Source organism: Shewanella sp. GD03713, assembly GCF_029843705.1.
Classification (GTDB): Bacteria; Pseudomonadota; Gammaproteobacteria; order Enterobacterales; family Shewanellaceae; genus Shewanella.
Genome location: NZ_JAOCIW010000001.1, coordinates 3,349,373 through 3,362,263, shown reverse-complemented (window position 1 = coordinate 3,362,263; position 12,891 = coordinate 3,349,373). Strand labels below are relative to the sequence as shown.

The 12,891-nt window shown below is 48.4% G+C and carries 12 protein-coding genes; 8 read left to right on the top strand and 4 right to left on the bottom strand.

The features are described 5' to 3' along the window. Positions 1-5 precede the first annotated feature (5 nt). Together ispA and xseB are read right to left on the bottom strand one after the other, a co-directional pair. Positions 6-887: a (2E,6E)-farnesyl diphosphate synthase gene (gene ispA / locus N5E87_RS14820; RefSeq protein WP_086902310.1), complete on the bottom strand. Its 882-nt coding sequence runs from the start codon at positions 885-887 to the stop codon at positions 6-8. A 2-nt stretch (positions 888-889) separates the two neighbouring features. Then, complete coding sequence (xseB, locus tag N5E87_RS14815) at positions 890-1,129, bottom strand: exodeoxyribonuclease VII small subunit (RefSeq protein WP_011623480.1); 240 nt, start codon at positions 1,127-1,129, stop codon at positions 890-892. A gap of 314 nt (positions 1,130-1,443) precedes the next feature. Between xseB and pomA the strand changes: the two genes are divergently transcribed. From pomA to thiI, 3 genes are all read left to right on the top strand, one after another. Next, the gene (pomA, locus tag N5E87_RS14810; RefSeq protein WP_011717762.1) at positions 1,444-2,211 is read left to right on the top strand and encodes a flagellar motor protein PomA; all 768 of its coding nucleotides are present in this window, start codon (positions 1,444-1,446) and stop codon (positions 2,209-2,211) included. 3 nt (positions 2,212-2,214) lie between these two features. Then, on the top strand, positions 2,215-3,135 hold the full coding sequence (locus N5E87_RS14805; protein ID WP_011623478.1) for a flagellar motor protein MotB: 921 nt from the start codon (positions 2,215-2,217) through the stop codon (positions 3,133-3,135). A gap of 216 nt (positions 3,136-3,351) precedes the next feature. After that, positions 3,352-4,806, top strand: coding sequence for a tRNA uracil 4-sulfurtransferase ThiI (gene thiI, locus N5E87_RS14800; protein ID WP_011717761.1), 1,455 nt, complete (start codon positions 3,352-3,354; stop codon positions 4,804-4,806). A 151-nt stretch (positions 4,807-4,957) separates the two neighbouring features. On the opposite strand, the gene N5E87_RS14795 is transcribed toward thiI, so the two are convergent. Beyond that, positions 4,958-5,191 (bottom strand): hypothetical protein, encoded by a 234-nt coding sequence (locus N5E87_RS14795; RefSeq protein ID WP_086902311.1) that lies wholly within the window; start codon positions 5,189-5,191, stop codon positions 4,958-4,960. Positions 5,192-5,367: 176 nt separating this feature from the next. Here N5E87_RS14795 and N5E87_RS14790 point away from each other — a divergent pair, with 176 nt between their 5' ends. The 4 genes from N5E87_RS14790 to rlmM all read left to right on the top strand — a co-directional run bounded on the left by N5E87_RS14790 (position 5,368) and on the right by rlmM (position 8,650). Then, positions 5,368-6,279 (top strand): transcriptional regulator GcvA, encoded by a 912-nt coding sequence (locus N5E87_RS14790; protein ID WP_011626781.1) that lies wholly within the window; start codon positions 5,368-5,370, stop codon positions 6,277-6,279. Next, positions 6,260-6,931: an alpha/beta fold hydrolase gene (locus N5E87_RS14785; RefSeq protein WP_086902312.1), complete on the top strand. Its 672-nt coding sequence runs from the start codon at positions 6,260-6,262 to the stop codon at positions 6,929-6,931. Before N5E87_RS14790 ends, N5E87_RS14785 begins: the two co-directional genes overlap by 20 nt. Before the next feature lie 87 nt (positions 6,932-7,018). Next, the gene (locus tag N5E87_RS14780) at positions 7,019-7,411 is read left to right on the top strand and encodes a DUF423 domain-containing protein (protein WP_011623473.1); all 393 of its coding nucleotides are present in this window, start codon (positions 7,019-7,021) and stop codon (positions 7,409-7,411) included. Positions 7,412-7,564: 153 nt separating this feature from the next. Next, positions 7,565-8,650, top strand: a complete 1,086-nt coding sequence (gene rlmM / locus N5E87_RS14775) for a 23S rRNA (cytidine(2498)-2'-O)-methyltransferase RlmM (protein WP_086902313.1) — start codon at positions 7,565-7,567, stop codon at positions 8,648-8,650. A 133-nt stretch (positions 8,651-8,783) separates the two neighbouring features. On the opposite strand, the gene N5E87_RS14770 is transcribed toward rlmM, so the two are convergent. Further along, a complete protein-coding gene (locus tag N5E87_RS14770; RefSeq protein WP_011623471.1) occupies positions 8,784-9,794 on the bottom strand; it encodes an isocitrate dehydrogenase in 1,011 nt (336 codons plus the stop codon). Positions 9,795-10,048: 254 nt separating this feature from the next. Here N5E87_RS14770 and N5E87_RS14765 point away from each other — a divergent pair, with 254 nt between their 5' ends. Beyond that, positions 10,049-12,865, top strand: a complete 2,817-nt coding sequence (locus tag N5E87_RS14765) for a prolyl oligopeptidase family serine peptidase (RefSeq protein WP_086902314.1) — start codon at positions 10,049-10,051, stop codon at positions 12,863-12,865. Positions 12,866-12,891 lie beyond the last annotated feature (26 nt).

Genomic DNA, 12,891 nt, shown 5'->3' with positions numbered 1-12,891 from the left:
TCTTATTATATTCTTCGCTCAATGATATAGCGGGCGAAGTCTGCGATTAACTGGCTATTGTATGGCAATTTAGCCAGCGCTGATAGTGCCTCTTGGATCAGTTGCGCGGCGGTATCTTTGGCGCCTTGCAGTCCAAGTAGTTGCGGAAAAGTACTCTTATTGGACTCGGCGTCAGAGCCTTGGGGTTTGCCGAGTTCTTCCGTGGTGGCAATGATGTCCAGAATATCGTCTTGCACTTGGAAGGCAAGTCCTACCGCATGGGCAAATTCCATCATAGTCTGATATTCATCTTTTGGCGCATTAGCGGCAATCAAGGCTAACTCAACGGCGCAGCTGATAAGGGCGCCCGTTTTCATATTGTGGAGTTGAGTTAGGGCCTTAAGGTCGATGAGCTTATCGGTTGAGGCTAAGTCAATCGCTTGGCCGCCGCACATACCACGGTAACCCGAGGCTTTCGCCAGCGCTCTCACCATGGCGATATGTTGCTCGCTGCTGATCCCTGGTACTGCTTCGGTAACAATTTCAAAGGCTAAGGTTTGCAGAGCATCCCCAGCAAGGATGGCGGTCGCCTCATCGAAGGCGATATGCACTGTGGGCTGACCACGACGAAGGTCGTCATCGTCCATGGCGGGTAAATCGTCATGAATTAACGAATAAGCATGAATACACTCAATGGCGGCGGCGCAGGCGTCGAGCTTTTCAAGCGACACGCCAAACATTTGTCCCACACTGTAAACCAAGAAGGGACGAATACGTTTACCGCCTAACAGCGCGCCGTGGGTCATGGCGGCCTTTAATTGTGGCGCAGTGTCTTCGAGTGTGCTGAAACGTTGTTTTAATTGGTCATCAACCCGTAGTTGATATTCTTTTATTGCATTGACTAACACGCTTATTCGCCCTCAACGGCATAGGGAGAGAGGGGCGCATTTTCATCCTGCTTGAGTAAAATGGCCACTTTTTGCTGAGCTTGCTCGAGTTTTGCTTGGCTGTTACGCACCAGATTGATGCCACGTTCAAATTGTTTTAACGCATCATCCAGAGAGACATCGCCCTGTTCTAATTCGGCAACGATGCGCTCGAGTTCACCAAGGGATTCTTCAAAACTGAGATTTTCGGGTTTCTTCGCCACGTTAATAATTCCTTTGAAAGAGCGGACACAAGGTATATCAGGGCGACTCAAGGGTCAAATTCAGTCGACGGATATTTGCTCAATAGCACGCTTTGTTGCTGAATTTTTTTCAGAAAATAGAAATTGTCGCTAAACTTGCTTAGTGCTTGTCCGATAAATGACAATAATAGCATTATGCTTATAATCATCCTTTGACATCATAGAGTAAGGCTCAGGTTAAAACCAAAGTGTAATCCCTATGCGGATGACATTTTGTATTATTTTGCGAATAGAGTCAGTATCATGTCGTTTATACCGAATATTGAGGAGCCGTTGTGGATTTAGCTACAGTTATAGGACTAGTCGGGGGCTTTGGTTTTATCCTTTGGGCTATGATGACCAGCGGCGGCCTGGCAATCTTTATCGACGTCCCCTCAGTGTTTATCGTGTTCGGTGGTTCATTCTTCGTCGTAATGATGAAATTCAATCTCAAGCAGTTTTTGGGGGCGGTAAAAATCGCCGTCAAAGCCTTTATGTTTAAGATTGATAAGCCTGAAGATCTTATCGAGCAGTCCGTGACTATGGCGGATGCTGCCCGTAAAGGCGGATTCCTTGCCCTCGAAGAAGCGCAAATTTCCAACAGTTTTATGCAAAAAGCCGTCGATATGTTGGTCGATGGTCACGATGGTGAAGTGGTGCGCGCCGCACTTGAAAAAGACATAGCCCTTACAGAAGAGCGCCATCGCAACGGCATTGCGATTTTTAGGGCCTTTGGTGACGTTGGCCCCGCGATGGGGATGATTGGTACCTTAGTGGGCTTGGTGGCGATGTTATCCAACATGTCAGATCCTAAATCGATTGGTCCGTCGATGGCGGTGGCCTTGTTAACGACGCTGTACGGCGCCGTGGTCGCCAACATGGTGTGTATTCCCATTGCCGATAAACTCACCCTACGCATGGGTGAAGAAATGCTTAACCGCAACCTGATTATGGATGCGGTATTAGCCATTCAAGATGGCCAAAACCCACGGGTGATTGAAGGTTTCTTGAAGAATTATCTTGCTGAAAAACAGCGGAAAATCGATACAACGGACGGAGAGTAGCCCATGGCTAAGTGCAACTGTCCACCGCCCGGAGCGCCGCTCTGGTTGGCAACATTTGCCGATTTGATGTCCCTCTTGATGTGTTTCTTCGTGCTGCTGCTGTCATTCTCCGAAATGGACGTGATGAAGTTTAAGCAGATCGCAGGCTCGATGAAGTATGCCTTCGGGGTGCAAAACAAGGTCGAAGTCAAAGACATTCCTAAGGGGACGTCTGTGATCGCATTGGAGTTTCGTCCTGGTCGTCCCGATCCCACGCCGATTGAAATCATTAACCAACAAACCAACGAAATGACCGAGCCCGTATTGGATTATCAAGCGGGCGAAGACGATAGCGCGGGTGGTGTGCAGCAGCAAAATGGTTCGCAGCGGGGCGGTGAAGCCTCGGCGACGGCCCAAGAAACGGCGGATGCGGTAAAAGCCGAAGCCGCGGCGGCGCAGGATAAAATCAATCAGCAAGTGAAGAAAATGGCACAGGAACTCAATAATGAGATCACCGATGGGGCGATCGAAATTGAGTCACTTGGGCAGCAAATCATTATCCGTATCCGTGAGAAGGGCTCGTTTGCCTCAGGATCTGGCTTCCTGCAGCCGCGATTTAAACCCGTGGTGCGCTCGGTCGGTGAATTGCTAAAAGATGTGCCGGGGATCATCACGGTATCGGGTTACACCGATGATATGCAGATAAGTGATGAGCTCTATAGCTCGAATTGGGATCTCTCCAGCAAACGTGCTGTGGCGGTGGCCGATGTGCTGCTGCAAGTGAAGGGCTTCGATCCTAAGCGGATGAAAGTGGTCGGTATGGCGTCGAATAATCCAATCGTGCCCAATGACTCACCTGAAAATCGCGCACGAAATCGTCGAGTTGAGATTGCCATTGAACAGGGTAAAGCCAAAGAATCCGAAGAAATTCAAGTAGGTAAATAGCTTTTAATCCAAACCTGTGATTCGATAAAAACGCCGTGACTTGCTCACGGCTTTTTTATTTGTGATTTTTTGACTATAAGTTCAACTGTGCATAAGCGCACGCCACGAGCAGTCCGAGTGTGGAAACAGGTGCGCCAATCGCCGTGAGTTTGTTATAATCCGGCGATTATTCTTTTAACCAATTTTGCTGTTTACAAAATTGCCCGCGGAAATCCCATGAAGTTTATTGTAAAGCTGTATCCAGAAATCATGATGAAGAGCAAGCCCGTGCGCATGCGCTTCACCAAAATGCTTGAAACCAACATCCGTAACGTGCTCAAAAAAGTTGATGAAGATGCCAAAGTGCAACGTCAATGGGACCGTATTTGGGTAAAGGTGCCAAATGATAAACCTGAATTAGCTCAGGCCTTTGGTGAGCGTTTAGCCTGTATTCCTGGGATCGCCCATGTGGTGCAAGTGGATGAATACAGCTTTACCTCAGTTGATGATATCTACCAGCAAGTTTTACCCGTATATCGTGACCAAATTGCCGGTAAAACCTTTTGTGTGCGCGTCAAACGTACTGGCTCCCACGATTTTAACTCTATCGAAGTTGAGCGTTATGTTGGTGGTGGTTTAAACCAGTTTACCGATGCGATTGGTGTGCGTTTAAAGAACCCAGAAGTGACAGTTAACCTCGAAATCGAGGGCGATAAACTGTATATGGTGACCAAGCGTATCGAAGGCTTAGGCGGTTTCCCAATGGCGACACAGGAAGATGTGTTGTCCTTGATTTCGGGCGGTTTTGACTCTGGCGTGTCGAGCTACCAATTTATTAAGAAGGGCGCTCGTACCCATTACTGTTTCTTCAACCTCGGCGGCGCGCAGCATGAAATTGGCGTGAAACAAGTCGCTTACCATTTGTGGAAAACCTATGGTGAATCCCACAAGGTGAAGTTTGTGTCTGTGCCGTTCGAGCCTGTAGTAGCCGAGATTTTAGAGAAAATCGACAACGGTCAAATGGGCGTGGTGCTCAAGCGTATGATGATGCGTACCGCGGCGCGTATTGCAGAGCGTATGGGCATTCAGGCTATTGTCACAGGTGAGAGTTTAGGCCAAGTATCGAGCCAAACCTTAACCAACTTAAACGTGATTGACCGCTGCACCGATATGCTGATCCTGCGCCCGCTGATCGCCATGGACAAGCAGGACATCATCAACGAATGTCGCCGTATTGGCACCGAAGATTTTGCTAAATCTATGCCTGAATATTGCGGCGTGATTTCGCAAAAGCCAACCGTGAAGGCGGTACTGGCTAAGGTTGAGGCCGAGGAGACTAAATTCTCTGAGGACTTGATTGACCGTATCGTTGAGCAGGCCGTGGCCATTGATATCAGGGAGATAGCAGAACAAATGAATACGCGTATCACTGAAACTGAAACCGTTGTTGCTATCGACACCAATGAAGTGGTGATTGATATTCGCGCCCCAGAGGAAGAAGAGAACAAGCCGCTGGAGATTGAAGGCGTGGAAATCAAGCGCATTCCTTTCTTCAAATTAGCGACTCAGTTTGCCGATCTCGATAAGCAGAAGACTTACCTGTTGTACTGTGAGCGTGGTGTGATGAGTAAATTACAGGCGCTATACCTGATTGAGCAAGGTTATCACAATGTTAAGGTTTACCGCCCTTAAGCGATAGCCAGTAATGCATGTGCGAAGGCCAAACATCAACTTTGGCCTTAATGCACATGAATTGGTGCCTTAATCCGCCAATAAGCAGGTAAACGAATACAAAAAAGCCGCATTGGAATGCGGCTTTTGTTTTACTGTTCAGCCGTGCAATTTATTCGGTCTTCACCACTTGCTGGGCCGGTAACACTTCATCGGCAAGCAATAAGGTAGGATCCTGCAGCGCTTCTTGATGCATTTTTTCCATCGTCGCAGTTAGTTCAGCATTGATGCTTGCCTGTAAGTCACTGGTGTCGATGATAATTTCTGCATCGATAACATTTGCGCTGACATTGGCACTGAGTGCGCTGACTAACACTAACGCAAAAGCAGGTTTTAAATTGAACATAGTCGCCTCCGGGCTGACAAAGTATTGCTGTCAGACATTCCCATCACCCGTTCGAGATTGTCCAACTCATGTGTTTCGTTGGCGCAAAATTTAATCAAAAACGCTGGCCTTTACAAACGATTAAATGTAACAATACGGATTAGAAAAACTAATTAAAAATTGAGATAGAGATCACTATGTCAAGACGCTTACCACCACTGAATGCGGTTAAAGCATTTGAGGCCGCCGCACGGCATTTGAGCTTTACTCGAGCGGCTGAAGAATTGTTTGTGACTCAGGCTGCGGTGAGTCACCAAATTAAGGCGCTGGAAGATTTCCTCGGATTAAAATTATTTCGCCGAAAGAATCGTTCGCTGCTACTGACCGAAGAAGGTCAGAGCTATTTTCTCGATATTAAAGACATCTTCACTCAACTGGCGGATGCGACCGACAGGCTGCTCGCACGTAGTGCCATTGGTTCGTTAACCGTGAGCATGTCGCCAAGCTTTGCGATTCAGTGGCTGGTGCCGCGACTGTCGAAGTTTAGTGAAAAAAATCCCGATATTGACGTACGAATTAAAGCGGTTGACACAGAGGCCAGCTCCTTAACCGACGATGTCGACGTCGCCATTTATTATGGTTTAGGCAATTGGCCGGGACTGCGCGCCGATAAACTCCGCAATGAAGTGCTGATCCCCGTATGTTCGCCCATGCTGTTAAATGGCCCTAAACCGCTATCAAAGCCGGAAGATTTAAAATACCACACCCTGCTGCACGATATGAGTCGCCACGATTGGCAGGCTTGGTTTAGACAATGTGGAATAAGTGATATCAACGTCAACCAAGGGCCGATTTTCAGTCATTCTTCCCTCGTTTTGCAGGCTGCGGCCCACGGCCAAGGTGTGGCCTTAGGTTATAGCGTACTCGCTCGCCCCGATATTAAGGCGGGGCGACTGGTGTGCCCATTCCAAGAGGTGTTAGTGAGCAAAGATGCCTATTACCTCGTCTGCCAACAGAATCATGCCGAGCTGGGGAAAGTGGTCGCGTTTCGTGAGTGGATGTTAGATATGTTTGCCGAGGAGTCACGCAGTGAGTTGTTGCCCGGATAATCCCTCGGTTAACGAGGATGTTGCGTCAAGTGCCTATGTGTTAGCAGGCGAGCCATCAGAAACCTTAATTTTATTTGCCCACGGCGCGGGAGCGAATCGAGACTCCGACTTTATGTGCCAAATGGCCGCAGGTCTTGTCGCCAAGGGCTTTCAAGTGATGCGCTTTAACTTTCCCTACATGCAGGCCAATGCCGTGGATGGTAAAAAGCGCCCCCCTGACAGAGCGCCAAAGTTGCTTGCCCGTTTTAGCGAGATGCTCGATGTGGCGCACGCTCAGTCTATGGTTAAGCGTGTGGTCTTGATGGGCAAATCCATGGGCGGACGCATGGCGGCGTTACTGGCCTGCGATAGTGCGCAAGCGAGCCGTATCGACAGCGTCATTTGTTTAGGTTATCCCTTTATTCCGCTTAAGGGCGGTGAACCTAGGTTAGAACCCCTAAACGACTGCCAAGTGCCGGTGTTAGTGCTCCAAGGGGAGCGGGATAAGTTTGGCGGTAAGATGCAAATCCCTAGCTGGCCGCTTAAGCGCGATATCCAAATTGAATACTTAGCCGATGGGGATCATAGTTTTGTCCCAAGAAAGTCGTCAGGCACGACCGAAGCGGCTAACCTTGCATTGGCTGTTGATTTATCAGCAAAATTTATTGGTTAGTGCTTATTCTTAATGTGGCCTAAAGCGCTCAGGCATGACTGCTAGAGCGTCGTCTGTCGTAAAGCCTATTGGTTTTTGGAGGTAAAAATGCGTAAAGGATTGTTGTTACTCGCCGCGGTAAGCGGATTTTTTGCGGTCGCGCTAGGCGCCTTTGGCGCCCATGGACTCAAGGCTGTCGCGCCGCCTGAGCTGATTGAGGTGTTTAATCTGGGGGTGCAATATCACTTCTACCATACCTTTGCGCTGATTGCCGTGGCCTTTGCCGGGCAGTGGTTAACCTCGCGTTTGCTAGACTGGGCGGCGTACCTGTTTATGGCCGGTATTGTGCTGTTTTCTGGCTCGCTTTACGGTTTAGCGCTGGTCGGTAGTAAATGGTTTGGCCCTATCACGCCGATGGGCGGTGGCTGTTTCCTCTTAGGTTGGTTATTACTGGCCGCCGCCGTATGGCGCCATAAAGTGGTGGATGGTAACGAGTCATAATGCTCGTATGGCGCAGCCACTGCGCCATGGGTTCATCCAGCCAATCACACAAAAGCCCGATAGCAAATCGGGCTTTTGTGTATTGAAATTGCTATACTGGCGCCCAAATCGATAGTCGGCCATGTTTATGGCTTGGATTTCTTAAGGATCTCCATGAAAAACCTATTTTTATTTTGCCGTGCAGGCTATGAGAAAGAATGCGCAGCAGAAATCCAACAGCGAGCCGCCGAGCTCAATGTGGGTGGCTTTGTTAAGGCCAACAACAACGATGCCTACGTGGTATATCAATGTTTTGAAGAAGACGGCGGCGATACCTTAGTGAAGCAACTGCCGTTAGATTCACTGATTTTTGCCCGTCAGATGTTTGCCGCAAGCGAACTGTTGGCGGATTTACCCGAGTCTGATCGTGTCAGCCCGATTGTGGCGGCGCTCAGTGACGTGAGTAAAGCGGGTGAGTTGAGGGTTGAAACTCCTGATACCAACGAAGCGAAAGAGCTGTCGGCATTTTGCCGTAAGTTTACCGTGCCTTTGCGCCAGCATTTGAAAAAATCCGGCAGTTTACTCGCGCAAGAAAATCCTAAGCGTCCGATTATCCACGTGTGTTTTATCGGCCCAGGTCGCGCCTACGCCGGTTATTCCTTCAGTAACAACAGTTCACCCTATTTTATGGGGATCCCGCGCCTGAAAATGGCTGCCGATGCGCCGAGCCGCTCAAGCTTGAAACTCGATGAAGCCTTCGCGCAGTTTGTGCCTAAAGAAGAGCAAGAAGTGCGGGTTCGCAGCGGCATGAATGCGGTGGACCTAGGTGCTTGCCCTGGCGGCTGGACCTATCAATTAGTGCGTCGTGGCATGATGGTCTCCGCGGTCGATAATGGCCCAATGAATGAAAAGCTGATGGAAACCGGACAAGTGAAACATTTCCGCGAGGATGGTTTCCGCTTCGAGCCACAGCGTAAAAATATTTATTGGTTAGTGTGCGACATGGTCGAAAAACCCGCACGCGTGGCTGAGCTGATTGAAGCTTGGGCCATCAATGGCTGGTTTAAAGAAGCCATTTTCAACCTCAAACTGCCGATGAAGAGCCGTTATAAAGAAGTGATGGCGATTTTGAATACCATGCAGGAAATCCTCAAGGAAAACGGCATCAACGAATTCCAGTTGCAGTGTAAGCACTTATACCATGACCGTGATGAAGTGACTGTTCACCTGTGGATTAGACCGAGCCAGGCTTGGAACTAATCAGCGGTTTTTCACCGTTCTTTTAATGAGTGAAGCCCCAAGTGATGTTTGGGGCTTTTTATTTGGCAATTCCGCTAAATGGCGGCCATAAAAAAACGCACCCAGGGTGCGTTTTTTGTTTCGCGCAAAGCGATTATGACAGACGGTCAAGCACCGCTTGAGTGAAGTCAGTCGTACCGTGGGTGCCACCTAAATCGCGAGTCGTACGGTCGCCTTCTTCAATCACTGCCGATACGGCTTTACGGATCATGTCGGCTTTATCAGCCATGCCTAAGTATTCCAGCATTTGGATAGAGGCTAAGATCACTGAGGTTGGGTTTGCGAGGTTTTTACCAGCGATATCTGGCGCGCTGCCATGAACCGCTTCGAAAATCGCTGCATCACGACCAATGTTGGCGCCAGGTGCCATACCTAAACCGCCGACTAAACCTGCACACAGATCCGACAGAATGTCACCGAACAGGTTGGTGGTCACTATAACGTCAAAGTTTTCTGGGTTCATCACTAGCTTCATGCAAGTCGCATCGACGATCATTTCTTCAGTTTTGATGTCTGGGTAGCGTTGGCTCACTTCACGGGCCACTTTCAGGAACAGACCTGAAGTTGACTTCATGATGTTTGCTTTGTGTACGATAGTGACTTTCTTACGGTTTTCTTTGCGGGCCAGTTCGTAGGCGAATGTCGCGATCTGCTCTGCGCCTTGGCGAGTGACGATACTGGTCGCTTCTGCTGTGGTGCCGTCTTCAGAAACCTTTTGACCGTGGCCTGAGTACATGCCTTCGGTATTTTCACGCACTGTGATGATATCAATGTTTTCATAACGGGCTTGAGTGCCTTTGAAAGATAACACTGGACGCACGTTCGCGTACAGGCCGAATTTCTTACGTAATGTCACGTTGATAGAGGTGAAGCCTTCGCCTACTGGTGTAGTTAGCGGGCCTTTGAGGGTGATGCGGTTTTTTTCGATCAGTTCTAAAGTACGCTGCGGAAGTAGTTCGCCTTGCTTCTCGAGAGCAGTTAAGCCGGCATCGGCAAATTCATATTCAAAATCACAACCTGCTTTATCAAGAATTTTTAAGGCTGAATCAATAATACTTGGGCCAATTCCATCACCTGGAATTACGGTTATCGTTCTTTTTGACATGGAGAAGTCCTTCCACGGTTCGTCGTTACTGCAATTGTCCGACCCGGGATTAGCCGGGTAACATGACTATGAATTTGGTGTTTTTTCTCCCCATTATTTTAACCGTCTTTGGTCAAACTTCACAGGAAATAGTGAGCAATATCACGATTTTTTATCGGGTATAACTTGTAAAAATACTGGGTTATAACGATGATGGAGGACCAATGGTTAAAAAAGTCTACTTTAGTCTAACAACTACATAAAAGAGGAAGACATTGAAGTTATTACCTATCACATCGCTAGTGCTTTTATCCCTCGGAATACTGCCCAATGCCCATGCAGAAACCAGCACTAAACCGCTTACCCTGACCGACATTATGCATTTTGAGTCCCTCGAAAAACCCGTTATCGCTGACAATGGTCAAGTGCTCGCGGTGGAGGTGGCACCGGATCGTGGCGATAGCCATGGTTTGATTAAGAATCTACAGACAGGTAAAGCGTTTCAGATTGAAGGTGGCTCGGATCCTATCGTGAGTCACACAGGCCGTTATGTAGCGATGGCGGTTAAGCCCAGTTTACTCACCGTTGAAACCAGCGATGCTAAAGCGAAGAAAAAGCTTAAGGCCGATATGGTGCTGCTCGACACTGAAACGGGCACGCAAACCAAATTTGAACGGGTAAAAGAATTTGTCTTTAGCGATGATGGCGCGCATTTAGCCATTTGGTTTGAAGCCGACGAAGAGGCCAAGAAAGACGCCAAAGAGAAGACCGAAGGCATTGATGATAAGCCCAAAGCCGAGAAGGTGAAGGTCGATAAGTTCGACCAAGGCCGTCGTTTGAGTTTAGTGAATTTGTCTTCACCATCGCAGCGGGTGGATCTGGAGCATGTGACCGCCTATCAGTTTGATAAAGATAGTCGCCGCTTGGCCGTTGCTGTCAATGATATCGAGGCGAAACAACATCAACTGCAACTGATTGATTTGAAAGACTACAAAAAATCAACGGCATTTGAATCTCAAACTCAGCAAATCGGTGCGGTTTCACTGTCGAAAAATGGTCGCTGGCTGGCCTTTACTCAAGGGGATGCGAGTGAATTACCCTATGGCCGCAGTTATCAGCTAAGCCTAGTCGATATCGCTTCTGGCAAAATTCGCCCTGTGCCAAACACCAAAGAGTGGACGTTAAACCGTTACGCCAGTTTAAACTTCTCCCTAGACAGTGAACGACTGTTCTTTGGCCGCGTGCCCGAGGTGAGCCAGCAGCTTAGCTTGAAGAAAATTGCTGAAGAAAAAGATCTTTACGACAAAGAGATAGTCACAGGCCTACGTGGACTTAAGGTTTGGCATGGGGACGATCCACGGATTAAACCCCATGAAATCAAACAATATGATAAAGAGCAAAAGCGCACTTACTTAGCCGTGCTGCATTTAGGCTCAAATAATGTGGTGCAGCTTGGCGATAAAACGGTGCCAGATGTGACCTTGTCGCAGCACAAGCGTTATATGCTGGCAAGCTCTGACTTACCCTATCGCAAGATGATCACTTGGGCGGGTTTTTATCAAGATTATTACTTGGTGGATATCAACACGGGGCGCAAGTTGCCACTGTTAACCCAACAGCCAAGTGATGCTGAGCCGAGCTTATCGGGCGACGGTAAATATGTGGCCTATTATCAGCAAGGTAATGTGTACTTATACGACATTGCCGAAGGGCGCCGTACTAATCTGACCAAGTCTTTAAAAGTGAGTTTTGCCGATGAAGACCATGATTATCCTTCCAATGCGCCGGGTTATGGTTTTGGCCCTTGGCTGAAGGATGATGCTGGTTTCCTCGTCTACGACAAATACGATGTGTGGCAGTTTAATACTGCATCGAAAAGCGGATTTGCCTTAACCGAAGGGCAGGGACGCGCTCAAAAAATCCAATATCGTGTTGAAGGTTTAGTCGATAATCCCGATGAGCCAACCACACTGGCTTACAATGCCACTGTGCTGCTGCATGGTTACAGCGACAAGACTAAGGCCGACGGTTTTTATCAAGCGACTTTAGGCGAAGCGGGCGTTAAGACCTTGATGGAAGGCGAGTATAAATTAACTGTGCTTGGTCGCAGTAAAGATGCCGATACCTTAGTGTTTTCTAAGGAGCGCTTCGATCTGTTCCCCGATTTATACACCGCAAGTTATCAGGCTCCACAAAATGCCGTGAAGCAAACCGATTTAGATAAGCAGCGCCAAGCCTTTAATTGGAGCCAAGCCGAATTAGTGCATTGGACCAATGGTGATGGCAAGCCGCTCGATGGCGTGTTGATTAAGCCGACGAACTATCAAGCGGGCGAGCGTTATCCTGTGCTGGTTTACTACTATCGCTTTATGACCGACAGACTGCATGCCTTCCCGCAAATGAAGGTCAACCACAGACCAAACTTTGCTTGGTATGTGAATAATGGTTATGCGGTATTCTTGCCGGATATTCGTTTCGATATAGGTTATCCCGGCGCCAGTTCTGTTCAAGCACTGACCTCGGGCGTGCAAAAGCTTATCGACATGGGCGTTGCCGATGCTAACGCCATTGGTTTACAAGGACACTCTTGGAGCGGTTATCAAACGGCATTTGCCATCACTCAAACCAAGATGTTTAAAGCTGCGGTGGCGGGTGCACCAGTGGCCAACATGACCAGCGCTTACAGCGGTATTCGCCATGGCACAGGGCTTGCGCGCCAATTCCAATACGAAACCGGCCAAAGCCGCATTGGTGAAAGCCTCTTCGCTGCGCCGCAAAAGTATATTGAGAACTCGCCAGTCTTCTATGCCGATCGCATTCAAACACCGTTGATGATCATGTTTGGCGATAAAGACGATGCGGTGCCTTGGGAGCAAGGTGTCGAAATGTACTTAGCGATGCGCCGTGCGGGTAAGGATGTGGTGTTTTTACAATATGAAGATGAACCCCATCATCTGAAGAAATACCCTAATAAACTCGATTACAGCATTCGGATGATGGAATACTTCGACCATTATCTTAAAGGTAAACCCGCGCCAACTTGGTTAAGCCAAGGCGAAGCCTATGTCGAATATAAAGCCGATGATGAGTAGTCTTCTGTTTTAGGTTTATCCATAAA

Excerpts from the sequence above, each read along its gene's own strand:
- N5E87_RS14805 (WP_011623478.1), top strand. The coding sequence starts at position 2,215 with ATGGCTAAGTGCAACTGTCCACCGCCCGGAGCGCCGCTCTGGTTGGCA.
- thiI (WP_011717761.1), top strand. The coding sequence starts at position 3,352 with ATGAAGTTTATTGTAAAGCTGTATCCAGAAATCATGATGAAGAGCAAG.
- N5E87_RS14795 (WP_086902311.1), bottom strand. The coding sequence starts at position 5,191 with ATGTTCAATTTAAAACCTGCTTTTGCGTTAGTGTTAGTCAGCGCACTC.
- N5E87_RS14790 (WP_011626781.1), top strand. The coding sequence starts at position 5,368 with ATGTCAAGACGCTTACCACCACTGAATGCGGTTAAAGCATTTGAGGCC.
- N5E87_RS14780 (WP_011623473.1), top strand. The coding sequence starts at position 7,019 with ATGCGTAAAGGATTGTTGTTACTCGCCGCGGTAAGCGGATTTTTTGCG.
- rlmM (WP_086902313.1), top strand. The coding sequence starts at position 7,565 with ATGAAAAACCTATTTTTATTTTGCCGTGCAGGCTATGAGAAAGAATGC.
- N5E87_RS14770 (WP_011623471.1), bottom strand. The coding sequence starts at position 9,794 with ATGTCAAAAAGAACGATAACCGTAATTCCAGGTGATGGAATTGGCCCA.